The organism is Streptomyces sp. NBC_00572 (genome assembly GCF_026341815.1).
Taxonomy (GTDB): Bacteria; Actinomycetota; Actinomycetes; order Streptomycetales; family Streptomycetaceae; genus Streptomyces.
In genome coordinates, this window is sequence record NZ_JAPENX010000001.1 from 3,453,915 (window position 1) to 3,480,841 (window position 26,927).

At 71.5% G+C, this 26,927-nt stretch carries 21 protein-coding genes; 6 read left to right on the top strand and 15 right to left on the bottom strand.

The genetic code is table 11. The features are described from left to right. Positions 1-4: 4 nt before the first annotated feature. The 4 genes from OG514_RS16075 to OG514_RS16090 form a co-directional block, all read right to left on the bottom strand. Positions 5-3,586: a hypothetical protein gene (locus tag OG514_RS16075; protein WP_266895150.1), complete on the bottom strand. Its 3,582-nt coding sequence runs from the start codon at positions 3,584-3,586 to the stop codon at positions 5-7. Positions 3,587-3,778: 192 nt separating this feature from the next. After that, complete coding sequence (locus OG514_RS16080; protein ID WP_266895152.1) at positions 3,779-4,564, bottom strand: enoyl-CoA hydratase/isomerase family protein; 786 nt, start codon at positions 4,562-4,564, stop codon at positions 3,779-3,781. 21 nt (positions 4,565-4,585) lie between these two features. Further along, the gene (locus OG514_RS16085; RefSeq protein ID WP_266895154.1) at positions 4,586-6,808 is read right to left on the bottom strand and encodes an acetate--CoA ligase family protein; all 2,223 of its coding nucleotides are present in this window, start codon (positions 6,806-6,808) and stop codon (positions 4,586-4,588) included. A gap of 189 nt (positions 6,809-6,997) precedes the next feature. Continuing rightward, complete coding sequence (locus OG514_RS16090; protein ID WP_266895156.1) at positions 6,998-8,173, bottom strand: NAD(P)/FAD-dependent oxidoreductase; 1,176 nt, start codon at positions 8,171-8,173, stop codon at positions 6,998-7,000. Positions 8,174-8,342: 169 nt separating this feature from the next. Between OG514_RS16090 and OG514_RS16095 the strand changes: the two genes are divergently transcribed. Together OG514_RS16095 and OG514_RS16100 are read left to right on the top strand one after the other, a co-directional pair. After that, positions 8,343-8,795 carry a DoxX family membrane protein gene (locus tag OG514_RS16095; protein WP_266895158.1) on the top strand — a complete coding sequence of 151 codons (453 nt, stop codon included), beginning with the start codon at positions 8,343-8,345 and terminating at the stop codon, positions 8,793-8,795. Further along, a complete protein-coding gene (locus OG514_RS16100) occupies positions 8,792-9,190 on the top strand; it encodes a Zn-ribbon domain-containing OB-fold protein (RefSeq protein ID WP_266895160.1) in 399 nt (132 codons plus the stop codon). Before OG514_RS16095 ends, OG514_RS16100 begins: the two co-directional genes overlap by 4 nt. Before the next feature lie 79 nt (positions 9,191-9,269). Here the strand turns inward: OG514_RS16100 and OG514_RS16105 are convergent, their stop codons facing one another. Beyond that, positions 9,270-11,222: a serine/threonine-protein kinase gene (locus tag OG514_RS16105; protein WP_266895162.1), complete on the bottom strand. Its 1,953-nt coding sequence runs from the start codon at positions 11,220-11,222 to the stop codon at positions 9,270-9,272. Between the two features lie 510 nt (positions 11,223-11,732). On the opposite strand from OG514_RS16105, the gene OG514_RS16110 reads away from it, so the two are divergent. Next, complete coding sequence (locus tag OG514_RS16110; RefSeq protein ID WP_266895164.1) at positions 11,733-12,176, top strand: hypothetical protein; 444 nt, start codon at positions 11,733-11,735, stop codon at positions 12,174-12,176. A 598-nt stretch (positions 12,177-12,774) separates the two neighbouring features. Here OG514_RS16110 and OG514_RS16115 read toward each other — a convergent pair. The 9 genes from OG514_RS16115 to OG514_RS16155 all read right to left on the bottom strand — a co-directional run bounded on the left by OG514_RS16115 (position 12,775) and on the right by OG514_RS16155 (position 23,010). Then, the gene (locus tag OG514_RS16115) at positions 12,775-13,335 is read right to left on the bottom strand and encodes a nitroreductase family protein (protein ID WP_266895166.1); all 561 of its coding nucleotides are present in this window, start codon (positions 13,333-13,335) and stop codon (positions 12,775-12,777) included. A gap of 64 nt (positions 13,336-13,399) precedes the next feature. Continuing rightward, positions 13,400-14,035: an HAD family phosphatase gene (locus OG514_RS16120; RefSeq protein ID WP_266895168.1), complete on the bottom strand. Its 636-nt coding sequence runs from the start codon at positions 14,033-14,035 to the stop codon at positions 13,400-13,402. Positions 14,036-14,045: 10 nt separating this feature from the next. Beyond that, complete coding sequence (locus OG514_RS16125) at positions 14,046-14,552, bottom strand: DinB family protein (protein WP_266895170.1); 507 nt, start codon at positions 14,550-14,552, stop codon at positions 14,046-14,048. A 103-nt stretch (positions 14,553-14,655) separates the two neighbouring features. Further along, entirely contained in the window at positions 14,656-14,841 is a 186-nt protein-coding gene (locus OG514_RS16130; protein ID WP_266900868.1) for a DUF397 domain-containing protein, read from the bottom strand. A gap of 20 nt (positions 14,842-14,861) precedes the next feature. Beyond that, positions 14,862-17,108: a VCBS repeat-containing protein gene (locus tag OG514_RS16135; protein ID WP_266895172.1), complete on the bottom strand. Its 2,247-nt coding sequence runs from the start codon at positions 17,106-17,108 to the stop codon at positions 14,862-14,864. 85 nt (positions 17,109-17,193) lie between these two features. Next, the gene (locus OG514_RS16140; RefSeq protein WP_266895174.1) at positions 17,194-19,422 is read right to left on the bottom strand and encodes a VCBS repeat-containing protein; all 2,229 of its coding nucleotides are present in this window, start codon (positions 19,420-19,422) and stop codon (positions 17,194-17,196) included. Between the two features lie 119 nt (positions 19,423-19,541). Continuing rightward, entirely contained in the window at positions 19,542-21,845 is a 2,304-nt protein-coding gene (locus OG514_RS16145; RefSeq protein ID WP_266895176.1) for a VCBS repeat-containing protein, read from the bottom strand. 214 nt (positions 21,846-22,059) lie between these two features. After that, positions 22,060-22,566 (bottom strand): DUF664 domain-containing protein, encoded by a 507-nt coding sequence (locus tag OG514_RS16150; protein WP_266900869.1) that lies wholly within the window; start codon positions 22,564-22,566, stop codon positions 22,060-22,062. A 42-nt stretch (positions 22,567-22,608) separates the two neighbouring features. Next, positions 22,609-23,010 (bottom strand): DUF1992 domain-containing protein, encoded by a 402-nt coding sequence (locus OG514_RS16155; protein ID WP_266895178.1) that lies wholly within the window; start codon positions 23,008-23,010, stop codon positions 22,609-22,611. A gap of 153 nt (positions 23,011-23,163) precedes the next feature. Here OG514_RS16155 and OG514_RS16160 point away from each other — a divergent pair, with 153 nt between their 5' ends. Then, complete coding sequence (locus OG514_RS16160) at positions 23,164-24,000, top strand: M23 family metallopeptidase (RefSeq protein WP_266895180.1); 837 nt, start codon at positions 23,164-23,166, stop codon at positions 23,998-24,000. 118 nt (positions 24,001-24,118) lie between these two features. On the opposite strand, the gene OG514_RS16165 is transcribed toward OG514_RS16160, so the two are convergent. Then, entirely contained in the window at positions 24,119-24,322 is a 204-nt protein-coding gene (locus tag OG514_RS16165) for a cold-shock protein (RefSeq protein ID WP_015035453.1), read from the bottom strand. 261 nt (positions 24,323-24,583) lie between these two features. Between OG514_RS16165 and OG514_RS16170 the strand changes: the two genes are divergently transcribed. Both OG514_RS16170 and mqnC read left to right on the top strand, forming a co-directional pair. Beyond that, positions 24,584-25,456 carry a menaquinone biosynthetic enzyme MqnA/MqnD family protein gene (locus OG514_RS16170; RefSeq protein WP_266895184.1) on the top strand — a complete coding sequence of 291 codons (873 nt, stop codon included), beginning with the start codon at positions 24,584-24,586 and terminating at the stop codon, positions 25,454-25,456. Positions 25,457-25,724: 268 nt separating this feature from the next. Beyond that, positions 25,725-26,924 (top strand): cyclic dehypoxanthinyl futalosine synthase, encoded by a 1,200-nt coding sequence (gene mqnC, locus OG514_RS16175; RefSeq protein ID WP_266895186.1) that lies wholly within the window; start codon positions 25,725-25,727, stop codon positions 26,922-26,924. Positions 26,925-26,927 lie beyond the last annotated feature (3 nt).

Here is a 26,927-nt window from a genome sequence, read left to right on the forward strand (position 1 = left end):
GGGATCAGCCGGCGACGGCCCCCGTCGACCGGGTCCAGGCCGTGCCCGAGGTGTGCCCGGTCCGGTGGGCGGTCACCTTGACGGTGATCCGGGTGCCGCGCTGGGCCTTGGTCGGGGTGAACGTGCCACGGGTCGCCCCGCTGATCGCCCGCCCGTTCGCGTACCACTGGTACGCGTACGAGGTCGGCGCCGGCGTCCACGCGCCCCGGTTCAGGGTGAGCGTCCGCCCGACCTTGACCGTGCCGGTGACGTACGGAGCGGTGGTCGCCTTCGGTGCGAGGCCGGTGGCGACCGTGTAACCGGCCGTCGTGGCGGCCCCGCTGAGGTGCCCGGTGCGGTGGGCCGTCACGGTCACCGTGAGCTTCTTGCCGAGGACGGACGCGACGGGCACGTACGAGGACCCCGTCGCACCTGAGATGGCCACGCCGTTCGCCCGCCACTGGTAGGCGTACGAGGTGGGCGCGGGCGACCAGGTGCCGACGACGGCCGACACCTTGCTCCCGACCCGGACGGTGCCGGACACGGAGGGCGCCTTGGTGGCCTTGGGCGCGACACCCTTCACGACCACCGACCCGCTGACCGCGGTGAGCGTCGGGTGCCCGGCCTTCCGCGCGATGACGGCCAGCGACAGCTGCTTGCCCTGGAGCGTGGAGGGGATCGTGTACGTGGAGGCCGTGGCCCCCGCGATCGCGACCCCGTTCGCCCGCCACTGGTACGCGAGCGAGTCCACCGGCAGCGACCACGAACCGGCCTTCGCCGTCACCTTCCCGCCGACGACCGCCGTACCGGAGATCCCGGGCGCGGCGGTGTTGCGGAGGGCGGCGACGACGGTCACCGACGGCTTCATGAACTGCGTGCCGAAGGCGTACACGCTGGTGCTCAGTGGGCCGAGCGGCGCGTTCGTCAGGTCCAGGCCCACCGTCATGCTGCGCCGGTCCGGCGCGACGGAGAGGGTGGTGGACTCGGCACGGAACGACCCGCTCGTCACGACGACCTTGGCGGAGCTGTGCAGCGCCGAGCCGGAGACGGTCATCGAGATCTTCCCCCGGCCGACCGTGGCCGGGCCGACGGTGCCGACGGTGCGCTCGTCGGTGCCGCAGATGTAGCGGTCACACGAGAACTGCGCCTTGACCGGGGTCGAGGCCTGCGCGGGCTTCTCCGGCAGGCCGATCACGAGCGTGGTCGGCTTGGCCGTCTTCGCGGAACCGCTGCCGGACAGACCGCACTTGTAGATCTCGCCCTCGCTCGTGTACCAGCCGCCGCAGAAGTTCACCCGGCTGGTCCGGTCGTACATCCGGGGTCGAGGCATGGTCTCGAAGGTGCCGGCAGGGGTGAACGCCACGTTGAAGTCGTCGCCCTCGCCGGTCGGGAGCGCCCAGCACAGAGTGGAGTGCTGATCGCTGAGGGTGCCCGTGAGCGGACCGAAGCCGTAGGCCACGTTCGCGACCTTGGCGCACTCCGGGGCGGGCCCGGCCGGCGTGCCGATGCGGGCGGCGTCGAGCCGGTAGGCGGCGGTTGCGGTGCCGCCCGCCGGGACCTGGAGGAGCACCTGGTAGGCGGCGGAACCGGTGGCGGCGCAGCCCTTGGCGAAGTAGTCGCAGACCGCGTCGCCCTCGGCGTCGAACGCCATGAGCCGGACGGCGTCGTTCGTGTCCCGCACGTCCAGGTGCAGGGTGTCCCCGGCGGCGGACGTCGTGACCCGGCGGCACTGGAAGGTGCCGGGCGCGGCCGGAACACCCCCGGTGGACGGGCCGCCGGCGGCGACGGCCGGGGTGGTGACGCAGCCGCGCGCGGTGGCGGTGACGTCCTGGCGGGTCAGCACGGTCTCGGCGGCCATGTCACGGCCCTGGACGAGGACCGTGTGGGCGAGGCCCGGGGTCAGGTCGCAGACCGAGAAGGTGCCGTAGTAGGTGCGGATCTCGCAGCTGACCCTGCCGTTCGCGTCCACCACGACGGCCTCGGCGGACGAGCCGCCCGCGCCCTTCGCGATCTGGAACAGCTCGTTGGGGGAGTGGGAGTCGGCGGGGATCGTCAGGCAGTCGGCGAACACGCCGCCACCGGTCTTCACGACCGACCGGGCCGGGGCCGCGCTGAAATCACCGGCGGTGAAGGTCCGGCAGGCGGAGGGCGCGTCGGTCCGGTGGACGACGAGGCCGTAGCCGTCGCCGCCCTCGTACACGTCTTCGTCGACGACGACCGCCCGGTAGGGGGCGGTGCCGCCGAGCACGCAGGTGGCGTCCCACAGGTTCGTGGCGTTGAGGCACTGCTCGACGCCCGTCGCGTCGTACACCTTGATCTCGGTGGAGAGGTCCGACTGGATGGCGACGTGCGCGCCCTGCGGCACCGGAAGGTTCAGGCAGTCGGCCTCACCGGGGGCGGAGAACGTGCCCCGGTACGGCGTGGTGAGGGCGATCCCGTCCACGCAGCCCTCGGCGGAGTCGCCGCCGAAGAACTGGACGGCGTCGTCGGTGAGGACGGTGTACGCCGTGCCCGCGGTGAGCGTGCAGAGCGTTTCGTAGCTCCGGCAGGCGAAGGTGCCGTCCTGCGCGTACACGGAGACGCTGGCGCGGTAGCCCTCCTTGTTCACGGCCCGCACGTCGTAGCGGCCGGACTCGGTGGGCGTGAAGGTCTTGCAGCCGGTCGCGGGCCCGGACCGGTCCGGCGGGGTGCCGTAGACGGACGGGGCGACGGTGACGCAGCCCTCCGGGTCGGACAGACGGCGGACCTTCAGGGTGTAGGGGGCGCGGGTGCCGTCCCCCTCGTCGTCGACGACCCCGTAGACGCGGTAGCCGCTGGAGCCCGCGGGCAGGACACAGCCCTCGGAGTCGTCCTGGTTGCGCTCCACGCAGAGGCGCTTGCCGGTCGCGTCGGAGATCCAGGCGTAGGAATCGCCGTAGGCGACACGCTGCAGCTCCTTCGTGATCCGCTCGCCCGGGGCGGCGGTGAAGGAGTGGCAGACGACGCCCAGCGGGCCGGCGCCCGTGCCGGTCGCCGGTGCCGTGTCGTACCCGGTGCCGGGTACGGCCGGGCAGTCGCCCTGGGCGGTGGCCATGAGCGGGACGAGAGCGACCCGGTTCTGGGCGGCCTGCCAGTTGTGGTTGCCGAGCTTGAGCGTGTACCGGCCGACGGCCAGGTCGCACCAGGCGTTCTTGTAGGACCAGTCCTGGCACGTGACCTGGTCCTCACCCGCGTACAGCTCCGGGTAGGTGTCGTGGCTGCCGTCGATGAGGATGCGGTGCGTGCCGGGCTTCTCCACGGTGACGGTGAAGCAGACGGTGCCGTTCGGCTCGATGGTGACCTGCTTGGCCGCGTCACCGGGCTCGCCCAGCGGGGCGAGCGGCAGGGCGGGGCAGGTGTCGGCGGTGGGCTCCGTGCTGGGCGTCGGCTCGACGGTCGGCTTGTCCGTCGGTTCCGTCGGTTTCGTCGGGTTCGGCGACGGTTCGACGGTCGGCGTCGGCGCGGCCGTCGGGTCCGTCGTCGGGGACGGCTCGGGCGCGGGCGCCGTCGGGTCCTGCGCCGGAGTCGCGCTCGCGGACGACGGCGTGGGCGCAGGCGTCGCCGCCAGAGCCGTGCCCGCCGGGAGCATCGGGCTCAGGAGCGCCGTCAGCAGGGCCGGGACGAGCAGAAGTGATCTACGGGACCTACGGGATCTTCCGGATCTTTCAGAACCTTCGGACCCCTCGCGCGAGCGCGCGGAGTTGGGCATTCCGTTCCCCCCGGAGCGGCAGTGTGTGGCATATGCGGCTCACACGATAAAGCCCCGGTGAGACAGCCTCCGCTACCGCCCCTCGTACCGCGCCTCCCGCCGCTCCACGAAGCTCGCCACCCCCTCCTGCGCGTCCCGCGTCGTCATGTTCACCTCCTGCGCCGTCGCCTCCGCCGCGAACGCGACGGAACGGTCCACATCCAGCGACGCGTTCACGAGCTGCTTCGTCAGGGCGAGCGCCCGCGTCGGCCCCTGGGCCAGCCGCTCCGCCCACTCCCGGGCCGTCTTCTCCAGGTCCTCCGCCGGGACGACCCGGTTCACCAGACCCATGCCGTACGCCTCCGCCGCCGGCACCGCGTCCCCGAAGAACATCAGTTCTTTCGCCCGCTGCGGCCCGATCAGCCGCGGCAGCAGATACGCCCCGCCCCCGTCGGGGACGAGCCCACGCCGCACGAACACCTCGATGAACTTCGCCGACTCCGACGCCAGGACCAGGTCGCAGGCGAAGGCGAGGTGCGCGCCGATCCCCGCCGCCGTCCCGTTCACCGCCGCGATCACCGGCTTCTCGCAGTCCAGTACGGCCCCGATGAAGCGCTGCGCCCCGAGCCGGATCATCCGGGCCACGTCCCCCGCCACCCTTTCCCCTGCGGCCGGCGCACCCCGCAGGTCCGCGCCCGCGCAGAAGCCGCGCCCGGTCGCGGTGAGGACCACCGCCCGGACGCCCGGGTCCGCGGAGGCCTCGGCGAGCAGGGCGATGATCCTCTCCCGCTGGTCCCAGGTGACCGCGTTCATCGCCTCGGGGCGGTTGAGGGTGATCCACGAGACGCCGTTCTCGACGGCGTGCAGTACATCGGCCATGACCGGTCTCCTCGGGCGGACTCAGCGGCAGACCGCCAGCGCGTCCAGGGCCACCGCGCCCTGGCCCCGCGGCAGCACCATCAGCGGGTTGATGTCGAGTTCGGCGAGGTCGCCGTCGAGTTCGAGGGCCATCCGCTGCACCCGCAGCACCACCTCGACGAGCGCGTCCACGTCGGCCGGCGGCGCACCCCGTACCCCGTCGAGAAGGGCACGGCCCCGCAGTTCGGCGAGCATCGAGCGGGCCTCGTACTCCCCGAAGGGCGGGACCCGTACGGCCGTGTCGTTGAGGACCTCCACCAGGACCCCGCCGAGGCCGACCGTGACCGTCGGGCCGAACAGGTCGTCGCGGGTCACGCCCACCACCATCTCGACCCCGCGCCCGACCATCTGGCAGACCAGGATCCCGTCGAGGTCGATGGACTCGAAGCGGGCGATGTCGGTGAGCTCGCGGTACGCGTCCCGCACCTGGCTCGCCGAGGTCAGCCCGACCTTCACCAGGCCCAGCTCCGTCTTGTGGGCGAGCTGCGCGCCCGAGGCCTTCATCACGACCGGGTAGCCGACGAGCCCGGCGGCCCGCACGGCCGCCGCCGCGCTGGTGACGAGCTGTTCGCGGGGCACCCGTATCCCGTACGCCCGCAGGAGCTGCTTCGCCGCGTGCTCGCTGAGCCGCCGGCCGGGCCGCATGAGGGCCTGGGCCTTGCGGAAGGAGGGGGAGGGGGTGCGGGGGGCCTCGTCGAAGGGGGAGCGGTAGCCGGTGGTGAAGCGGTGGTGGTCGAGGTAGGCCTTCACGGCGCCGATGCAGTTGGCGAAGGTGCGGAAGGTGGCGACCCGGGAGGAGCCGAGGAGGGTCGTCCGGTAGGCCTCCTCCGTCCCGACCGGGGACCCCCACACCACGCACACCAGCTTGTCCGTCGCCTCTGCGGCGTCGACGAGGTCCTGGGCGAGCTTGTCGCTCATGGGAGGGAAGGGCCCGGTGATCGGACAGATCAGCACCCCGACGGAGGGGTCGGCGAGGATCGCGTCGATGATCTTCCGGCCGCGCCAGTCGCCGACCGGGTGTCCGCCGTTGTCGACGGGGTTGGCGACGGAGAGGTACTCGGGGATCCACTCGTGCAGTTCGTCCTGCTTGGCCTGCGGCAGGGTGGGCAGCTGGAGGCCCGCCTCGGTGGCGAGGTCGGCGAAGTGGGCGCCGGTACCGCCGGAGATCGAGTAGACGACGACGCCGTCGGCCTGCGGGCGGCGGGCGCGGGCGAGCAGGGTCGCGGTGTCCTGGAGCTGGTCGAGGCCGTCGACCCGGATGACTCCGTACTGGCGCATGGCGGCGTCGACGACCTGGTCGGCGCCGGTGAGCTTGCCGGTGTGGGAGGCGGCGGTACGGGCCCCGGTCTCGGTGCGGCCGACCTTCACGGCGACGACGGGGACGCCGTGGCGGGCGGCCCGGTCGGCGGCGAGGAGGAAGGAACGACCGTCCTTGAGGCCCTCGACGTAGCAGGCGATGGCGCCGACCTCGGGCCGTCCGGCGAAGTACGAGATGAAGTCGGAGGTCTCCAGGTCGGCCTCGTTGCCGGTGGGCGCCCAGTGGGAGAGGCGGACGCCGAGCTCCTGGAGGGTGAAGACGGGCCGCCCCTGGTGGCCGGACTGGGTGATGAGGGCGACGGCGGGGCCTTCGAGGTCCTCGCGGAAGCGCTCGAAGGCGTTGAGGTTGGTGTTGGGGCCGAGGAGGCGGAGTCCGGAGCGGCGCACGGCGGCGGCGAGACGTTCCTGCGCGGCGGCGCCGGCCTCACCGGTCTCGGCGAAGCCGGAGGCGAAGGCGACCGCGAACTTCACCTTGGTCTCGGCGAGTTCCTCGATGACGGGCAGCGGGTCGGCGACGAGGAGGACGGCCAGGTCGACGGGTTCGGTGAGCGCGCCGACGGAGGGCACGCAGTCGATCCCGAACACGCTGGTACGGGTCGGGTGCACGGGCACGAGCCGGGCGCCGACCCGCTCGGCCCAGGCGAGCAGCTGCCGGGTGATCCCGGTGTTGGGCCGCCCCTCGGTGTCGGACGCGCCGACGACGGCGACGGACTCGGGCCGGAAGAACCGGTCGAGGTCGGGCACGGGCGCGTGCAGCGGGCGCCCGCTGACGTCCTGGTCGCCGGGGGCGGCGGTGACGCCGTGCACGGTCGTGCGGGGCGACTCCCCGCAGGCGACCACGCGGGCGCGGAGATCGGTGGTGAAGGTGCCGTGAGTCGATCCAAGCATGTGTTCCGCCCGCCCTTCACCCATCCGTATACACCTGACGCTCAGTCAGATTACAGAACTGACGGCCAGTCAGGAATAGGTGTGAGGTGGCGGGTGTGAGGGCGTGGCCGGGTGGGGTGGCCGGTCGGGGTGGCCGGCCGGCCACTTACCCTCGGCGGGTGTGCTCGTCGGGGCCCGGGTCCTCGCCGGTCACCTCGCGATGCGTCGCGCGATCTTCTCCGCGTCGATCGCCAACTCGCGGAGCATCCCGCTGATCGGGTTCGTGAACCCCGTGAAGTACAGACCGGGCGCCTCGCGCGGACAGCGCGCCCCGTGCACCACCGGATGCCCGCGCCCGTCGAGCACGTCCAGGTGCCCGACGAGCGGCTCCAGGGCGCGCCGGTAGCCGGTCGCCGCGATCACCGCGTCCGGGGCGATCCGGGTGCCGTCCGTGAGGACCACCTCGCCGTCCTCGAAGGCCTCGACGGCCGCGACGATCTCGACCTTCCCCGCCCGCACCGCGTCGATCAGGCCCACGTCCTGCACCGGTATCGCGCCCTCCCGCGTGCGCGAGGCGAGGCCCGTGTCCGGCCGGGGCAGCCCGTACTCGGAGAGGTCCGGCATCCCGACCCGGGCGATCAGGGCGCCCAGTCGGTCGACGAGACCGGTCGGCAGGCGGCGCACCAGGATGCCGTTGCGCTGGGCGGGCCAGCCCGCCGTCGTGCGCCGCACGATGTGCGGGACGGTCCGCACCGCGAGCCGTACCCGCTCGGCACCTCCCTCGGCGAGGTCGGCGGCGATCTCGGCCCCGGTGTTGCCGATGCCGACGACGAGGACGTCCTTCCCGGCGTACGGCTCGGGGTTGCGGTAGTCCCGGGCGTGGAGCAGCTCGCCCTTGCCGGCGCCGGCGCCCCCGCTCGCGTACGCGTCCAGGCCGGGCCACTCGGGCAGGCGCGGGGTGTGGTTGTGGCCGGTGGCCACGACGACCGCCCGCCCGACGAGCCGGCGCCCGCCGGTCGCGTGCAGGACCCAGTCCGCGCCGGACCGCTCGACCCGGAAGACCTCGACGCCCGTCACGATCTCCAGCTCGTGCTTCTCGGCGTACTTCTCCAGGTAGCGCACCACGTCGGCGCGGGCGACCCAGCGCCCGAAGGAGCGGGGGATCTTCAGCCCGGGGAGGGCGGAGAGCCGTCGGGTGGTGTGCAGCCGCAGCCGGTCGTAGTGGGCGCGCCAGGAAGCGCCGACGGCGTCGGACTTCTCCAGGACGACCGCCCGGACGCCGCGCCCGCGCAGGGCGGCGGCGACGGCGAGCCCGCCGGGGCCCGCGCCGATGACGTACACGGGGTGGTCAACCTGTGGAGAGAGTGCAAGGGGGGTGGTGGCCATGAATGCTGAGCGTAATGACGTGTACACGCTGTGGGTCTCGGTCAAGAGGGATTTCGGTTGCGAATCGGTCACGTCGACCCCGCGCCGACCGACCCCTTGCGCAGGGCCGGGCCCTGCGCTGAACTGACGTACCGTCAGATTCAGTGGTGTCCCATGAAGGGGAGCGCGCATGCAGACCGTCTGGCTCACCGGCGCCGAATGGCTCGCCGTCCTCCGCATCGGCCTCGGCCTGTGGTGGCTGGAGAGCTGGCGCCACAAGGACAGGAAGGGCTGGTTCGAGCGCGGCACCGGCATAGCCTGGGCCGCCGACGTGGCGGGCAAACACAAGTGGCCGCCGGTCAAGAAGGGCTTCGAGGCGGTCGTCGCACCACGCCCCAAGCTCATGGCGTACGTCGTCGTCTACGCCGAACTGGCCCTCGGACTCGGCCTGGTGGTCGGCTTCCTGACCCCGATCGCCCTGATCGGCGGCCTGCTCCTCAACCTGCTCTACCTCGTCCTCATGATCCACGACTGGGCCGAGCAGGGGCAGAACGCGATGATGGCGCTCATCTCCCTCGTCGCCCTCTTCGCCATGTCCTGGCAGACCTGGTCCCTCGACCACGCGATCGGACTGTTCCTGTGACGGCCACCCCCGACATCGACGCGTTCACCCGCCCCTACTGGGACGCCGCCGCGGAGGGTCACCTCCTCCTGCGCCACTGCGCGACCTGCGACCGGGTCCACCACTACCCGCGCGAGTTCTGCCCGCACTGCTGGAGCGAGGACGTCACCTGGGAGCGGGCGAGCGGCCGCGCGACCCTCTACACCTGGTCGGTCGTCCACCGGAACGACCTTCCCCCCTTCGGGGAGCGGGTGCCGTACGTGGCGGCGGTCGTCGACCTGGCGGAGGGGCCGCGCATGATGACCGAGGTCGTGGACGTGGCGGAGGGCGACCTCCGGATCGGGATGGAACTGAAGGTCGCCTTCCGGGCGGAGGGAGAGGCGACGGTGCCGGTCTTCACGGACGCCGCCGCGTAGGCCGTGGTCGGCGTCCCGTGACTCCCCGTACGCGGGACGCCGCTTCCGCAGGTCGGACGGCCCGGAAGGCCCGGAAGGGTCAGATGGGGGAGACGTTCCTCCAGAGCTGAGTGTTGCTGCCCGGGTTGCAGGTGTACGACATCACGAACGGCGGTCCGGCGACCATGCACTGGCCGCTGTTCATGTTCTTGATGGTCATACCGGCGGACGACTTGGTGTTGATCTTCCACGACTGGGTGCTGGAGCCGTTGCAGGCCTTGGCGGTGAAGCCGGGTGTCCCGCCCGGCTGGAGGCAGTGGCCGGACTGCCTGTTGACCAGCTGGAAGGTGCCGTTCGCGCCGGGCCGGTAGATCCAGGAGTAGGAGATCGTGCCGCCGTTGGACGGGCTGCCGCACGGGGTGGTGTTGGCCAGGACGGCGAACCCACGGTCGTCCTCGGACAAGCACTCCCCGTTGGAGACGCTCTCGATGGAGTACGTCCCCGCGGGTGTCGAGCCGCCGGTGGCCGGCGGGGGCGCGGGCTTCTGGGTGGTCTGCGTCGGCTTGGGGGCGGGAGGCCGGGTCGTGGTGCCGCCGCCGGGGTCGGTGGGGTTGGAGCCACCACCGGACGGGTCGGAGGGGGTGGACCCACCCCCGGAGCCGCTGCCGCTGCCGGAGCCGTTCCCGCCACCACCACCGCCGGGCAGGGTGCCGGTTCCGCCCACGTCACCGCCACCACCGCCGCCGTCGGGCGGGGGAGGCGCGCCGGGGGAGGTGCCCGGCGGCTTCGACGAGGGGGGCTTGGAACCGGGCGGGGTCTTGGAGGACGGCGACCCGGACGCGGACGCCGACGGCTGTACGTTCGCCGGCTGCGAGGCCACGGAGGACGGCGCCGAGGACGAGGGGCTCGGGGCGGCGCCGAGGCGGCCGATCTCGTACGGGCCCAGAGCCACGGTCAGGGTGGTGCCGGTCGCCACGACGACGGGCACGGCGAGCATGACGAACCGGTTGCGCCGCTTCTCGCGCGGGCCGCGAGCGCCGGAACCGGTGACCGAGAGCGGATCGGGCGAGGCGGTCGCGGGCTCCTTCGAGCCCGCCTGCGGGGTGAGTGAAGCGGTGGCGACGTCCTCGGCGGGTTCGGCCTTCGCGAGCTCCGCCAGCTGCTCGGCGGTGGGCGGCTCGGCGGCGAAGTCGGCCCGCTCGGCGATGCGGTCACCGACGACGGCCGGCCAGAGCGCGCCCTCGGCGCGCTCGGTGGTGCGCTCGACGAGCTCGGCCGCCGTGGGGCGGTCCGCAGGGTCCTTGGAGAGGCAGGTTTTGATCAGGTCGGCGAGCTCGGGGTCGGTCTCGGTGAGCCGGCCGAACTCGGGCTCGGCGTGGACGACACGGTAGAGCAGGTCGGGGCCGGAGCCGTCGCCGAAGGGAGGGCGGCCGTTGGCCGCGTAGAGGAGGAGGCTGCCGAGGGCGAAGACGTCGGCGGCGCCTGTCAGTTGGCGGTCGGCGACGGCCTGCTCGGGGGCCATGTAGGCGGGGGTGCCGATGACCATGCCGGTCTTGGTGAGACGGCTCTGGTCGGCGGCTCGGGCCACACCGAAGTCGATGAGGGAGAGGCCGGAGGAGGTGAGCATGACGTTGGACGGCTTGAGGTCGCGGTGCACCATGTCGGCGCCGTGGACGACGCCGAGCCCGACGGCGGCCTCGCGGAGGAGCCGCCAGAGGGCTTCGCCGGGAAGCGGGCCGCCGTTCAGACGGATGGCCTCGTTGAGGGTGATGCCCGGGATGTACTCGGTCGCGAACCACGGAGGCTTGGCCGTCCGGTCGCTGGCGAGCAGCTTGGTGTTGGCGCCGGCGGGGAGCCGGGCGAGGTTGTCGAGCTCGTGCCCGAAGTGGCTGAGGAAGTCGACGTCTTCGGCGAGCACGGGAAGAACCCGCTTCACCGCCGCGAACTTCCCCGGCACGGCGCCGAGATAGACCCGCCCCATCCCGCCGGACCCGAGGACGCCGAGCAGCCTGAAGGCGCCGATCTGCCGGGGATCACCCGGTTCCAGAGGCATGGCCCCACTGCCGTCCAGACTGCCCAAATTAGAGTTGTTTTCCAATTCCCCCTGCATGGGCCTCAGCGTAGCGGAGGGGGTTTGCGATCTGAATCGAAGCCAAGTGGTTGTTTCCGTACTGTGGTTGAACGGGCGGGGTGCGGGGGTGGGCGTTTCTGGTGGGGTGCGGGTCCCCCGGCCTACGCAGAGCCCCGGTCAGTGTCCGGGGACGGTGTGCGTCTGCTGCACGGTGGGTGGGGGCTTGGTTAGCGGCAGGGCTGGGTGGGTGACCTTCGGTGGGTTCGTGGTGCGCGGCCGTGCGATGGGGCGGCCCGGCTCGGCTTAGCGACGGACGGCGGGACGGGGTGGGGCTTCAGGCCCCGCTGGTCTGTGTTCGTGGGTGGTGGGAGTTGCTGGGGCCATGCCCCGGAACGTGACTTGAACATGTTCAAAGTCCGTGCCAGGGTACGGCGTGGGTTCCTGAGTCCACCGGCCGCGCGGGCGGCCTGCGGAACGCGCTAGGGGTGAAGTGTGTTGAGTTACCGTCGTGCTGCGTTGATCTCGGCCGCCATGGCCTTTGCTCTGACGGCCTGCGGCAGGCTCACCGTCATGCCGCCGCCCGAAGGCGAGCCGGTCATTCTGAAGCCGGCCGAACTTGTGACCACGTGGACCGATGCCGACGGCGGTACCCTCACGCTGAAGCAGGACGGGACGTTCGTCGCCGACAAGATCTGCATCGCCGTCGCCTGGTACGAGGAGCTGGCCTGGTCCGGGACGGGCACCTGGAAGCACGGCTCCAACAAGGAGCAAAGCTTCCTTGATGTGTCCTTCGACGCCGATCACCCCGAAGTGCGCGGTCGGGAGTCCGACGCCTACTCCGCCTTGAAGCAAGGCAAGGCCCTGAAGCTCTGGGCCGCCATCGGCGACCCTGACAACGACTATCCGAACTGCGTCCTGACCAGCCAGGCGAGCTGACCCGGCTGCCGCGCGGCCGAGTGACCTGCGCATGGCCCGGCGAGGGTTTCCTGCAGTTTCTCCGCCTGGAATGGGCGAAGTGCCCCCTTTGGGACTTAATCCGGGGCCTGTTACCGCAAGTAGTGCAGGGTTTCCACCTCTCCCACCCACCGGGAGTGACCAGCGGGGCCTGAAGCCCCACCGAGGTCTTCCGTCGGCCGCTAAGCCGGAGCCCGGCTGCCCCATCGCGCGGCAGCGCACCCCCGACCAGCGGGACTTCGCCCACTCAGCCCCGCCACTAACCAAGCCCCCACCCACCCGCCTGCAGACGCACGCCGTCCCTAGCCGCTGCCCGGGGCCCGGCGGTGACCCCGCCCCCCGGACCGCCCTCCGAGAGGTCTTTCGCTCCTGGAGGTGGTGGGTCAAGGGTGGCCGAAGGCCATCGCGCAGCGACGCGACCGCAGGGAGCGCCCTTGACGCACCACCGGAAGGAGCGACTCTCGGAAAGAGGGCGGTCCCACCCGACACTCACACGCCCGGCCCACCCCGCGCGCCCAGGAGACCCTCGCCGACCGAGCCGAGCCGACCCACCCCGACCCACCCCGCCCCGCCCCGCCCGCTACTCCGACAGAGCCCAAGGCGCGGCGAGCAGATCGGCGACGCTGCGCCGGTCGCGGCTCTCCAGCGGCTCGTCGGCCGCCTTCCCCAGGGCGACCATGGAGACGATCTCCCATCCCGGGTTCGGGCTCAGCTCCTTGGTGAGGCCCTCCAGGTCGAAGGCCCGGAACTGGTGGGAGGCCAGCCCCATCGCCTCGGCCTGGACGGTCATGTGGGCGATGGCCTGGCCGAGGTCGTAGTCCGCGAACTCGGAGTAGAGCAGCTCCGAGTCGTCCACACGGCGGCGCGTCAGAGTGACGACGAGCAGCCCCGCGTTCGTCGCCCACCGGGCCGAGCTGGGCGCGAGGTGGCGGACCACCCGCTCGTGGTCCGGCTCGCCGGGCCGGCCTGTGAGGAAGCCCCATGGCTGGGAGTTCCCGGCGGACGGTGCCCACCGCGCGGCTTCCAGCAACAGGCCCAGGGAGTGGTCGTCGACGGTGGCCGTCGGGTCGAACCGATAGGGGCTGAACCGTCCCGCAAGCAGGGGATGTATGCCGCCGGACGGCTCCAGGTCGCGTCGCACGTCCCGCTCCAACCGACCACCGCGGAGATGTATTCCACCCGGCCCAGGCCCCGGCCGCCGTTTGCTACCTGAGAACGGCCTCGGCGACGGCGCCCAGGATGTGCGGCGCGGCCTCCGCGAGGGTCGGGAAGTGGCGGTGGGCGTCCGGGTGCGGGGCCTCTGTGTTGACCGTCCAGACCGTCATCCCGGCCGCCAGGCCGGAGCGGACGCCGGACGGCGCGTCCTCGATCACCAGGCAGTCCGCCGGGTCCGCGCCCAGCTTCTCGGCGGCGAGCAGGTACGGGACCGGGGACGGCTTCCCCTCGGCCACCGAGGCCGCGTCCACGACGAGCCCGGGCATCGGGAGCCCGGTGCGCTCGAACCGTCCCCGCACCCGGTGCTCGTAGTTCGACGTCACCAGCGCCCACCGGCCTTCCGGCAGGGCCCCGAGCAGCTCGGTGGCCCCGTCGAAAGCCGCGTACGTCCCCGTACGGACGTCCTCGTCCTCCAGCGCGTGCAGCAGAGCGAGGCACTTGCCCGGGTCCTGCCCCGGGACCACGGCCGCGAACGTCTCGACCGGCCGCGTCCGGAGCGCGACGGCATACACCTCGTCCCCGTCGAGCCCGTACCGCGCGGCCCATTCGTGCCAGACGCGGCGCTGGTTGGCGACGGCGTCCATGAGGGTGCCGTCAACGTCGAAGAGAACGAATCTGCTGGTCATGCACCGGATGCTAGGCGCCGGTCGTCCCGTCGAGCAGCTCGCGCAGGATGTCCAGGTGGCCGTTGTGACGGGCCGTCTCCTCGACGAGGTGGAGGATGATCCACCGGAGGTCGACGTGGCGGCCGTCGCGGATGGGCCGGACGGCTTGGGTGTCCAAGTCTGTCTCGGCGACCAACTCACGGTATCGGGCGCTCTGTTCGGCGTATTCGCCGAGGAGCTGCGGGAGCGGGAAGTCGACGGCGACACGCATCTCGCCGTCGGGGTCCTCCTCGCTCCAGGGACCCTGGTCCTCCTCACCGAGGAGGACCACCTGGAACCAGTAGTACTCGACCCAGCGGAGGTGGTTGATCAGTCCGCTCATGGTCATCAGGGGCGAACCCGGCAGAGGCGCCTTGCGGGCGTTCTCGCCGGAGACGCCCTCGCACTTGGCGCGGGCGGTGTCACGTGCGTAGTCGAGGAACGTGGTGAGCTGAGTGCGCTCGTCCCACGCGGGAGGCGTGTCGCTGATTCTGGTCATCGCACGAAGAGTCCCCGATCACCGCGACCGTGTCGAGGCGTTTATCGGCGGCCCGGTCAGCCGGGCCGGACGGCAAGCCGCCCGGCCGATGGCGGGGTGTGGGTCAGGCGCCCGATGCGACGACCACGAAGGCGGCCCAGGCCGTCGGGGCGACGGCGAGCCGAGGCCCGTGGGGGTTCTTGGAGTCACGGACGTGGACCTGCGACGCACCCCCGGCCGGAACCTCGACGAGGGACCGGGTGTTTCGTCTGTGGTTCGCGGCTCTGCTCTCTCGGTCCGCCGCGGTCAGACTCTCTCGGTCCGCAGCTGTCAGAGCAGCGGCATGTTCGTGAGTTCCAGGGGCGTGTTGACGACCGCCCGGCTCGTGAAGGGCGCGCGCCAGTCGCCGGTGCCCCGGTAGAAGCTGAGGCTCTCGCTCCCGCCGCCCACGCTGTCGTTGGCCATGAGGTCGGGGCGGCCGTCGCGGTCGGCGTCGCCGATGGCGACGATCTCGTCGAACCGGTTCCAGCCGGAGCCGATCTTGGTGCGGGCGGCGAAGGTGCCGTCGCCCTTGCCGAGGTAGAGCCAGAGGACTCCGGCGGTGTCGCGGGCGACGAGGTCTCCGGCGGGGCCGCCGGCGAGGTTCCCGCCGGCGACGAGCTTGTTGTAGACGCCCCAGCCGCCGCCGACCTTCACGCGCGTCGTGAAGGGGGTGGTGGTGGAGCCGGTGCCCTTGTAGAGCCAGAGGGTGCCGGCCGTGTCGGTGGCGAGGAGGTCGGAACGGCCGTCGCCGGTGACGTCGCTGCCGCCCGCGAACTCCTTGTAGATGCCCCAGCCGCCGCCGACCCTGGTGCGCGTCGCGAAGGGTTCGGCGGCCTTGCCGGTGCCCGCGTAGGACCAGAGCACGCCGGTCTTGTCCCGGCCGATCAGGTCGGCGTGCGGGGTGCCGCCGATGTTGCCGGGCGTGACGATCCGGTCGTACGTGTCCCAGCCGCCTCCGATGACCGCCTCCGCCAGCGTCTCCTCCTGGACGGAGTCGAGCCCCTGGCCGGAGGCGAACACCTGGCGGGCGTCGTAGAAGGAGAGGTGGCCGCCGCTGCGGTAGACCAGGTCCGGCGAGCTGCTGTCCGTGAAGTCGTGCGGCGCCTGCTTGCCGGCGACCTTGAGGACGCCCGTCCTCTCGACCGACGGGCCGATGCCGTTCCTGGGCACCGCCGTCATGCGCCAGGTGTAGTCGCCGTTGTGCGCGGCCCTGAGGTCGCCGAACGTGCCGTCCCACCACACGTTGGCCCGTCCCTGCTGGTTCAGGGTGGTGGTGAGGATCCGCTTCTTCCCGGTCGCGGTGTGCTTCAGCTCGACGGTCAGCGCCGCGTCGGCGGGGCCGGCGAACTGCCAGATCAGGTTCGCGTCGCGGGTGCCGAAGTCGATGGTGGCGGGGACGATCTGGTCGGCCGCTTCGAGGACGATGGGGCGGCCGGTGCTCGCCACGAGGGTGGCGGTCGGGGTGGCGCCGTCCTGGCCGGGGGTGATCCGGTAGAGGCCCTCGCCGTGCTCGATCGTGCCGCCCTGCACGAGGAGGCCGCCGTCGACGTCGCTGTGGATCTGGCTCACGGTGTCGAGGAGCTTCACTGTCCGGTCCCCGGTCAGGGAGCGGACGGTCAGGGAGTGGAGGGGGTTCGGGGAAGGGGCCCGCGTCCCTCCGGACACGGCGTACGCCAGCCAGTCCTCGCCCAGGAAGCCGACCGAGAGCGGCCCCGTCCCGAGGGGGAGGCGCGTCGTCCCTTCCTGGCCCCGCCGGGCCACCTGGAGGGTCGCGCGCTCGGCGCTGTCGTACTCCGCCCAGGCCAGGTGCGTGGCGGACGCGGTCACCTTGGTGTCGTAGTTGCCCGCCGTGAGGACCCGGTCCTCCACGACGTCGGCGGTGGCGATGTCGACCAGGGCCACGTTCAGGGTGCTCGACCAGGACGCGCCGTGGCGGATGATCAGGGTGCCGGGCGACGGCCGGTCGTACCAGCGGACGGCGGCGGTCGTGGGCAGCCCGGAGACCGTGTGGTCCACGAGGGTGTCGCCGGGCTTGGAGACGAGGTGGACGTCGGTGCCTCCGCCGGCTCGCGGGGCCTCCATGACGAGGGTGGAGCCGGCCGGCTGCACGAACGTGGCGGACGTGCCCAGGGAGCTGGTGTCGATCACGACGGGGTCGGCGCCGGTGCCCATGTCGTACAGCTTGTACGTGGCCCCCTCGGCCTTCACGATCACGTCCGACTGGGCGCTGCCCGTGTACTTGCCCGCGGGGAGGACGGTGGTGACGCCGTCCGCGTACCGCGTCCAGCGGTACACGTCCCCCGTGTCGTAGCTGTCGCGGTGGCGCGTCAGGAAGCCCGTCGGGCCGTTGCCGAGGACGGCGGAGTCGGGCAGGAGCGCGATGGTGTCCTGCTGTGCGGCGGTGGCGGCAGCCGTCCCGGCGGCGGTCGCGGTGGTCGCCAGTGCCGGGCCGGCCGTCAGCGTGCCCAGGGTGACGGCGAGTGCGACGGTGACGGCGGCAGCAAGACGGGTCCGGTAGGTGCGCTCAACGGACAACGTGTGTTTCCCCCAGAGGTGTGGACGTGGCGTGATCACCACGTCCACATGACTCATGAAGGGGTCGAACGGTTGTGCAACGACGTCAGGAGACGGAGGTGAACTTGGTGCCCTCGCCCGGGTACAGGTTGGTCGTCATCCGGCTGAAGGGAGTCGTGGCCGAGCCCGTGGACCGGTAGACGTACGTGCCGCCCGCCCCGTACGCGATCAGATCCGGGCGCCCGTCGTTGTCGACGTCGCCGGCGCCGACGAGCTGGGAGAAGGCGCCCCAGCCGCTGCCGATCCTCACGCGGGTGGTGAAGCCGCCGGTGCCGTTGCCCTGGTAGAGCCAGAGGACGCCGGCGGTGTCGCGGGCGACGAGGTCCCCGGCGGCCGTCCCGGCGATGTTCCCGACGGCGGTGAGCTGGTTGTAGCCGCCCCAGCCGGCGCCGACGCGCACACGGGTGGCGAACGGGGCCGTGGAGCTGCCCGTGCCCTTGTAGAGCCACAGCACGCCCGCGGCGTCCGTGGCGAGGAGGTCGGCGCGGCCGTCACCGGTCAGATCGGAGCCGCCGGCGAGCTTGTTGTAGCCGCCCCAGCCGCTGCCGACCTTGGCGCGGGTCGCGAAGGTGCCGTCGCCCTTGCCGAGGTAGTGCCAGAGGTAGCCGGCGCCGTCGAGGGCGATCAGATCGCCGTGCGCGCTGCCCGCGATGTTGCCGACGGACTCGATCTGCTTGTACGTCTGCCAGCCGGTGCCGACCTTCGTACGCCGGGCGGTGGTGATCTGGGCGGACACCGGCCAGTCGAAGAGGTCGTCCCGCCACAGGACGCCCGAGGCGTCGCGGGCGAGGACGTCCGTCGAGCCGTTGTCGTTGAAGTCGTGCGGGTTGGCCTTCCGGACGACGCGGAGGTTCCCGGCGTCGTACCCGGCGGCGCCGATGCCGTTGAGCGGCTTGGCGGTGACCGTCCACGTGTAGTCGCCGTTCGGGGCGCTGATGCCGTCCAGGAGCCCGTTCCAGGTGATGAGGGCGGGGGAGGACGGCTGGGTCAGACGCTGGGTGAACTTCTTGCCGGTCGGGCCGTGCGTGAGGGTGAAGTCCACGACCACGTTGGTGCGGGACAGGCTCCAACGCATCGGGACCGTGGTGCCGTTCCTGTCGAGGTCCACCACCGTCGGGACGTTGTCGACGGTCACCCGGACGGACGTCGGCTGCCCGGTCGTCGCGACCTGGGTGATGTACGGTTCGCCGCCGAATTCGGTGATCCGGTACAGGCCCTCGCCCTCGGTGGCGGAACCGCCGCGCACGAGCACGCTGCCGTCGGGCGCGACGGCGGAGGAGGTGATGTGGTCGAGGAGCTTGACCTTGGCGGTGCCCGTGAGGGAGCGGGCGGTGAGGGCGTGCAGCGGGTTCGGCGAGGTCGCCGTGGCGCCGCCGGGCAGTCCGTAGAGGAGCCAGTCGCCGACGGTGCCGGCGACGGTGACGTTCTCGTCGGTGCCCAGGGGGAAGCGTGTCGTGGTGTACGCCGTGCGGTTGTACACGGAGGCTTCGGTCGTGCCGTTCGCGCGCTCGGTCCACGCCTGGTACGCCGGGGACACGCTGCCGGTCGCGTTGGCCGCCCACGCGCCCACGGGCTTCGTGTAGTCGTAGAGGCCGAACGGACCGGTGCCGTTCAGCTTGTACGTCGTGGAGAAGTAGCTCGTCGACATCCCGTCGTGCGCCGAGCCGAGGATGAACACCTCGTTGCCGCCGGAACCGAGGATCTTGAAGCCGGTGTTCTGGCTACCGTACGAGATCTTCTGCTTGACGACGGAGTCGTACGGCTTGCTGACCCGGTACAGGTCGAGCTTGCCGCGGGCGTCCGGCTTCGTCGCGAACAGCATCGTGCCGGACGCGCCGACGAAGACGGCGTCCTCGCCGAGGGCGGTCTTCAGGTCGATGCTCGTGTGGAACGAGCCCGCCCCGTTCATGTCGCGCAGCATGTACGCACGGCCGTCGCCGGTGACGGCGGTGTCCGAGCCGGTGTCGTAGCCGAACTGGCCGGGCAGCGGGGTGACGGTCCCGTCGGCGATGTTCGTCCAGGCGAAGGTCTTGCCGCCGGAGCCGTCGGGCCGGGCGGTCAGGAAGCCGTTGGTGCCGGCGCTCACGATCTCGGCGTCCGCCGGGAGCGAGAGCGAGGCCTCGGTCCCGGCCGTGACGTCGGCGGGCGCGACGGCCGGCGCGAGGGCCGGGGCGGCGAGGGCAGGGGCCGTGACGAGCGTGCCGGCGACAGCGGTGACGGTGGTGACGGTGAGGATGGCGGCGGCCAGACGGCGGCCGGAGATCAGGTGGGTCAAAGGTCTTCCCTTGCGGTGATCCGGTGATCCGGTGATCGAGGTGATCGAGGTGGTCGGGTAGTCCGGAGATTCGGCGGACCGGAGATTCGGTGATTCAGCGGTTCGGTTGACGAGGGCGATCAGAAGACCGAGTTGAACCGGGCGGCGTCGGAGTGCACGGACGTGAAGACGCCCGGCCTGAAGGGGTTCGTCGCGTCGCCGGTGCCCGTGTAGAGGCGGGAGCCGGAGGGCCCGGCGGCGTAGAGGTCCACCCGGCCGTCGCGGTCGGCGTCGCCGGCCGCCACGAGGTGGGTGAAGCCGCCCCAGCCCGTGCCGATCTTCACGCGGGTGGTGAACTTGCCGCTGCCGTCGCCCTGGTAGAGCCACAGGACGCCGTAGGTGTCGCGCGCGACGAGGTCGCCCGCGGCCGAGCCGACGAGGTTTCCGACGGCCGTGATCTGGTTGTAGATCCCCCAGCCGCCGCCGAGCCGGACGCGGGTGGCGAAGGGGGCCTTCCAGTCGCCGGTGCCCCGGTAGTACCAGAGGCTCCCGGAGGTGTCGGTGGCGAGGAGGTCGGACTTCCCGTCGCCGTCGAGGTCGCTGCCACCGGTGATCTTGTCGTACGCGTTCCAGCCGGAGCCGATCTTCGTGCGGGGTGCGAACGTGCCGTCGCCCTTGCCCAGGTACTGCCACAGGACGCCGTCCCTGTCGCGCGCGACCAGGTCGCCGGCCGCACCGCCCGCGAGGTTCCCGACGGCCTCCAGCTGGTTGTAGATCTGCCAGCCGGTGCCGATCTGAGAGCGCCCGACCGAGTAGACCTCCGAAGAGGCCCAGGTCTTGACGGTGTCGTCGCGGAACAGCCGGCCCGAGGCGTCGCGTGCGAGGAGATCGGGGCTGCCGTTGTTCGTGTAGTCGTGCGGACCCGCCTTGCGGGCGACCTTGAAGGTGCCGGTCCGTGCGAGGTCCGGGCCGATGCCGTTGAGCGGCTTGGCCGTCAGCTCCCAGACGTAGTCACCGCCGGGCGCGAAAGCGGCCAGGTCGCCGGAGTTCGGGGCGACCAGACCGTCCCAGTCGAAGGTGACCTTGCCGCCCGAGAGGCGGAACGAGTAGTCGTGGCCGGAGAAGGACCGCTGCGTCTTCTTGCCGGTGGCGACGTGGCGCAGGGTGACGGTTCCCTCTGCGTTGTACCGGGACAGGGTCCAGCTGAGGGCGGCCCTGCCGCCGTTCGCGTCGAGGTCGACCACCGGCGGAACGGAGGCGGACGCGAGGTCGAGTTCCGTCTTCCTGCCGGTGGTGGCGACGCGGGTGGCGACCGGCGTTCCGTCCTCGCCGGGGGCGATCTTGTAGACGCCCTCGCCGCCGTCGGCGAGGGAGCCGCCGCGCACGAGGACCGAGCCGTCGGGCGCTGCGGTCATCGAGTCGACGTGGTCCAGGAGCGTGACGGTGCTGCCGGGGGCGGTCAGGGAGCGGGCGACCAGCGGGTGCTGCGCGGACGGGTACTCGGCGAGACCGCCGCCCTTCTGCACGGTGATCGCCCAGCCGCCGGCGGGGGCGGCGTCGAGACCGGCTCCCGTGAGCGTCGTGCCCAGCGGGAAGGACGACCGGTCGCCGCCACCGCCGCGCGCGACGGTGACGAGCCGGGCGGCGGTGCCGGTCGGGTTGTCGACCCAGGCGAAGTGGGAGTCCGTGAGGAAGACGCCGGTCCTGGGGGCGCTGGTGCCCACGGCGACGGTCTCGGCGATCCGGCCGGTGGCCAGGTCGACGGCGGCGAGGTGGTGCTCGGTCTCGTCGCCGGTACCCCGGGCGTACGCGATCAGCGCCGTGTCCAGGGTGGCGGCCTGGGCGCGGAGGATCCGCGCGTCGGTGGGAAGGGGCACGTCGAGGGTGATCGTCGAGCCGGTCCCCGTGTTCAGCCTCTTCAGTACGACGTCGACCTCGCCGCTGCTTTCGCGCCGCGTCATGACCAGCGTCCGCCCGGCGACCCCGGCGAGGGTGTAGCCGCTGCCGCTGATGCCGTACAGGTAGGAGGTGGGGTTGGCCATGTCGCGTACGTAGTAGGTGTCCTGGGTCGCCTTGCGCAGGAAGACGACGTCCGAACCACCGCCGAAGTACGCGGTGTCGGCGTCGAGGATCTTCGTGCTGCCGTCCGCGTAACTCGTCCAGCGGTACTCGGAGTTCTCGTTGACGGTCCTGCGGCTCAGGAAGCCGGTGGTGCCGGCGCTGAGGACCTGGATGTCGTTGTCGACGGTGATCGAGGCGGTGACCCCGGTCTTCTGCGCGGCGGCCCGGACGGCCACGGTGGCGGCGGTCGCCGGGGTGACCGTCACGGCCGCACCCGCGGTGACGGCGAGGGCGGCCGGACCGGCCGCCAGGGTGCCGGCGGTGACCGCGAGGACAGCGGTGACGGCGGCGACGAGACGACGGGTGGACGAAGGATGCTGCACGGTGGATTCCCCCCCAGGACAACCGGGCGTGGCAGACGCCACGCCCGGTTGGACTCATGATCGACAGCAGTGGTTGTACGCATGCCTCGAACAAGTGAGCCGATGGGTCGAACTGGCCGGTCAGCCCGGCAGGTTGAACACGGGTGCGTCGAGCCGGCCGTGCGCGGGTGCGTCGAGCCGTACCCCTGCCCGCGCCCCCGTCTCCCCGGCGCCGCTACCGCCGCTCCACCGCACCCCGTACGAACGCCGCCTGCCCCGCGTGCTGGAGGTCGTCCGCGATCACCGACACCAGCCGGACGCCGAGGGTGACCGGCGGGTCCCAGGCGGCGTCGACGACCCGCTCCAGGTCCGCGTTGGTCACCGGCCGCACCAGGTCGAGGGTGCGTGCGTGCACCGCGTCGTAGTAGCCGAGCAGCAGCTCCGCCGGGACGCGCACCTTGCCCACCTGGGCGCTCGTCTGGCCGTAACCGGTCGCCCGCTTTCCGAAGGGCAGCCCGAAGCGGTCCCGCCAGCCGTCCGTGTCCCACAGCTGGTCCGTGTCGAAGGCGCCCGCGAGGTGATCGTCCTGGATCCGGGTGAGGTGCCAGACCAGCCAGGCGATCGAGTTGGCGTCCGGATCGATCCGGGCGGCGAGCTCGTCCTCGGTGAGGCCCTCCACGGCCTCGTGGACGACCTCCTGGACCCGGCCGAACGAGTCGGCCAGCAGACCGGCGCTGTTCATGGGGGACATGAGGGGCTCCTCTCGACGGCGAGTGAGCAGGGGTTACGCGCTCCGCTCCGCCCGCCACCGCTCGACCGTCGCCTCGACGTCGAACGGCTTCAGGTTCAGCGGGGGACCGGCCGGCGGGCGCAGCAGGGCCTCGGCGATCCTGGTGTTGATCTCCCCGAGGATCCGGCGGACCTGGCTCTCCGAGACCGCCGCGGCCACCGCCTCCTCCGCGTCCTCGGCCGCCTTGCGCAGGGCCAGCGACGGCGGCAGCACGGACGCGCCCTCGCGGTGCATCTTGCCCTTGATCCACCACAGTTCGTCATACGGGGCCGAGTCGTCGGGGAGCGGCTTTCCGAATCCGGACAGACTGCTGAACTCACCACGCTCCGACGCCTCGCGGATCTGCTTGTCCACGAACGATTCGAAGCTGACTCCGGGCGGCTTGCGTTCGGTCATGTGTCCAGACTACGTAAGCCCGGCCGTACGGGTGTGGTTTCGGCCGTCTACTACGAGACGCGATCTTCCGGCACGCTGTGGTCCGTTCCACCGCAGTCAACGCGCGTCGACCCTTGTCCCCAGGCCACCGAACCCCCACGTACCGGAGGACGCATGCGTGCCCGGATCACCCCCCTCGGCACCCTGCTCGCGCTCGTCGCGGGCCTGCTCACCGCGCTCGTCACCACCACCCCCGCCCAGGCCGCGCCGCTCTTCAAGGCGCCCTTCCCCTGCGGTCAGACCTGGACCTACAGCCACCACTCGGCCGAGGTCCGCCAGGCCCTCGACTTCATCCGCTCCGACGGCGGTACGACCGCCGGCACCCCGGTCCTCGCCTCGGCGTCCGGCACCGCCTACCGCTACTCCCAGCCCTCCGGCGCGGGCAACTACATCGTGGTCGAGCACGGCGGCGGCTGGAAGACGTACTACTTCCACCTGAACGCCTACTCCGTCGCCAACGGCGCCCCGGTCGCCCAGGGTCAGCAGATCGGCACCACCGGCAGCACGGGCAACAGCTCCGGCGCCCACATCCACTACGAGCAGCTCTACAACGGCGTCGGCCAGCCGATCGTGATCAACGGCGCCTCGCTCGCGCCCTACCCGGGCTCGTACGGCTCCAAGTCCCTGACCAGCGACAACGGCTGCTCGGGCGGGGGAGGCGGAAAGTACTGGGTCGACACCTTCGCCAACGCCACCGGCTACGCCCAGGCGAACACCGCCTCCCCGCAGGGCGTGCTGAACGCCGGCACCAACTACGTCTACTGCAAGGTCTGGGGCCAGGAGATCCGGGACGGCTCCGGGAACTACAACCACTGGTGGCTGAAGACCGACCTCGACACCGTGTACGCCGGGAAGAACGGTCACGGGGCGTACGTGTCCGCGTATTACCTGTCGCGCTGGGGCAACGACGAGGCCCGCGACAACAACGGGACCGTCATCCCGAACTGCTGAGACGCCGCCGACAGGCAGGCGAAAGGCAGGGCGAGAAGGCAGGAGCCCCGCTCGTGCCGAGGCACGGAGCGGGGCTCCTTGGGTACTGCTCTAGTCGTGCTTCGCCGACCCAGGCACCTTAGGCCGGGGAGACGTTCTCCGCCTGCGGGCCCTTCGGGCCCTGCGTGACGTCGAAGGTCACGAGCTGGTTCTCCTCGAGCGAACGGAAGCCGTTCGCGTTGATCGCGGAGTAGTGGACGAAGACATCCGGGCCGCCGCCGTCCTGGGCGATGAAGCCGAAGCCCTTTTCAGCGTTGAACCACTTCACGGTTCCGGTAGCCATGAGCCCTCCTATGGGCCAAAGGGTCGCCCTGCTCCAGAACCTGCAAACAAGTCTGAAAACTACAAAAGCCTGCGGGTCACATGCTCCGCAGGCTCTGTACTGCAAGGGAAACCAAACTGCAACTTGCGTCGAGCCTAGCACGCAGGTCGCCCGGGACGGTAGAGGGAAAGATCACGTCACTCGCATGTTTGATCTCGCTCCGTGTGCTGACGGGCGTGCCCCGGCGATGCCCACGGTACGAGACGGGTCTAGCCTCACGATGTGGACAATGCAACCGACGACCAGCAGCGCAGCCGGCCCCGCGTCGGGCACATCCAGTTCCTGAACTGCCTCCCCCTGTACTGGGGCCTGGCCAGGACCGGAACGCTCCTCGACCTGGAGTTGACCAAGGACACCCCGGAGAAGCTCAGCGAGCGGCTGGTGCGGGGCGATCTGGACATCGGCCCCATCACCCTCGTCGAGTACCTGCGTAACGCGTCGGACCTCGTCGCGCTCCCCGACATCGCCGTCGGCTGCGACGGGCCCGTCATGTCCTGCGTGATCGTCTCGCAGCGGCCCCTGGAGGAGCTGGACGGCGCCCGCGTCGCCCTCGGCTCCACCTCCCGCACCTCCGTACGCCTCGCCCAGCTGCTGCTCACCGAGCGGTACGGGGTGACGCCGGACTACTACACCTGCCCCCCTGACCTGGGCCTGATGATGCAGGAGGCCGAAGCGGCCGTCCTCATCGGCGACGCCGCGCTCCGTGCCTCGCTGCACGACGCACCCCGGCTCGGACTCCAGGTCCACGACCTCGGCCTCATGTGGAAGGACTGGACGGGCCTCCCGTTCGTCTTCGCCGTGTGGGCGGCGCGCAAGGACTACCTGGCGCGCGAGCCGGAGACCGTCCACGAGGTGCACCAGGCGTTCCTGGCCTCCCGCGACCTCTCCCTGGAAGAGGTCGCCAAGGTCGCCGAGCAGGCCGCCCGCTGGGAGACCTTCGACGCCGAGCTCCTGGAGCGGTACTTCCGTACGCTCGACTTCCGCTTCGGCCCCGAGCAGCTCGCCGGGGTCCGCGAGTTCGCCCGCCGCACCGGCCCCACGACCGGCTTCCCGGCCGACGTCGCCGTCGAACTGCTTCCGCCCGCGCGGGATTAGCGGGACGCGCGCGTTCCGGGTTCCCCATTCGGCTTCCCGCCGGTGTTCCCGCCGGTCTTCCGGCCGGTCTCCCGTCGATCTCCCGGAGGCCTTCCGTCGGCTTCCCGGAATTCGCCGTCGCGTCCCCGTTCGGTAATTCACCCCTTTATCCGTGTCCGGACCGTCCCTATTAACGCCGCGCCCCCGCACGCCACCCGACGGAGGGGCTGAGGAGCGCTGGCGTAGGCTGGTTCGGACAGTCAGAACCCCTCCGAAAGGGACACACCCGGTGACCGAGAAGGCCGAACTCCAGTCTGTTCTCGACCGCGCTGCCGCGGGTGGCCGGATCACCCCCGAGGAGGCGCTCGACCTCTACCGCTCGGCGCCCCTGCACGCCCTCGGCTCCGCCGCCGACGCCGTGCGCCGCCGCCGGTACGCGGGGACCGAGCACATCGCGACGTACATCATCGAGCGGAACATCAACTACACGAACGTCTGCGTGACGGCGTGCAAGTTCTGCGCCTTCTACGCCGCCCCCAAGGACACGAAGAAGGGCTGGAGCCGCGACCTCGACGACATCCTGCGCCGCTGCGCGGAGACCGTGGAGCTCGGCGGCACCCAGATCATGTTCCAGGGCGGCCACCACCCGGACTACGGCGTCGAGTACTACGAGAAGCACTTCGCCGCCATCAAGAAGGACTTCCCGCAGCTGGTCATCCACTCCCTCGGCGCGTCCGAGGTCGAGCACATGGCCCGGATCAGCGGCGTCTCCGTCGAGGAGGCCATCACCCGCATCCACGCGGCCGGCCTCGACTCCTTCGCGGGCGCCGGCGCCGAACTGCTCCCGGAGCGGCCGCGCAAGGCCATCGCCCCGCTCAAGGAGAGCGGCGAGCGCTGGCTGGAGATCATGGAGATCGCCCACGGCCTCGGCGTCGAGTCCACCTCCACCATGCTGATGGGCACCGGCGAGACCAACGCCGAGCGGATCGAGCACCTGCGCATGATCCGTGACGTGCAGGACCGGACGGGCGGCTTCCGGGCCTTCATCCCGTACACGTACCAGCCCGAGAACAACCACCTCAAGGGACGCACGCAGGCCACGCTCCTGGAGTACCTGCGGATGATCGCCATCAGCCGGCTGTTCCTCGACAACGTCGCCCACATCCAGGGCTCGTGGCTCACCACGGGCAAGGAGATCGGCCAGCTCACCCTGCACTACGGCGCGGACGACCTCGGCTCGATCATGCTGGAGGAGAACGTCGTCTCCTCGGCCGGTGCCAAGCACCGCTCCAACCTGCGCGAGATGATCGACATGATCCGCACCGCGGACCGCGTCCCGGCGCAGCGCAGCACCACGTACGAGCACCTCGTCGTCCACACCGACCCGGCGAACGACCCGGTCGACGAGCGCGTCGCCTCGCACATCTCGTCCACGGCGATCGAGGGCGGCACGGCGCACCCCGAGCTCAAGCTCCTCGACGCCAACTGACCC

Coding starts and splice junctions, on each gene's coding strand:
- OG514_RS16075 (WP_266895150.1), bottom strand. CDS start 3,586: ATGCTCCCGGCGGGCACGGCTCTGGCGGCGACGCCTGCGCCCACGCCG.
- OG514_RS16080 (WP_266895152.1), bottom strand. CDS start 4,564: ATGGCCGATGTACTGCACGCCGTCGAGAACGGCGTCTCGTGGATCACC.
- OG514_RS16085 (WP_266895154.1), bottom strand. CDS start 6,808: ATGCTTGGATCGACTCACGGCACCTTCACCACCGATCTCCGCGCCCGC.
- OG514_RS16090 (WP_266895156.1), bottom strand. CDS start 8,173: ATGGCCACCACCCCCCTTGCACTCTCTCCACAGGTTGACCACCCCGTG.
- OG514_RS16095 (WP_266895158.1), top strand. CDS start 8,343: ATGCAGACCGTCTGGCTCACCGGCGCCGAATGGCTCGCCGTCCTCCGC.
- OG514_RS16105 (WP_266895162.1), bottom strand. CDS start 11,222: ATGCCTCTGGAACCGGGTGATCCCCGGCAGATCGGCGCCTTCAGGCTG.
- OG514_RS16120 (WP_266895168.1), bottom strand. CDS start 14,035: ATGACCAGCAGATTCGTTCTCTTCGACGTTGACGGCACCCTCATGGAC.
- OG514_RS16125 (WP_266895170.1), bottom strand. CDS start 14,552: ATGACCAGAATCAGCGACACGCCTCCCGCGTGGGACGAGCGCACTCAG.
- OG514_RS16150 (WP_266900869.1), bottom strand. CDS start 22,566: ATGAACAGCGCCGGTCTGCTGGCCGACTCGTTCGGCCGGGTCCAGGAG.
- OG514_RS16155 (WP_266895178.1), bottom strand. CDS start 23,010: ATGACCGAACGCAAGCCGCCCGGAGTCAGCTTCGAATCGTTCGTGGAC.
- OG514_RS16160 (WP_266895180.1), top strand. CDS start 23,164: ATGCGTGCCCGGATCACCCCCCTCGGCACCCTGCTCGCGCTCGTCGCG.
- OG514_RS16165 (WP_015035453.1), bottom strand. CDS start 24,322: ATGGCTACCGGAACCGTGAAGTGGTTCAACGCTGAAAAGGGCTTCGGC.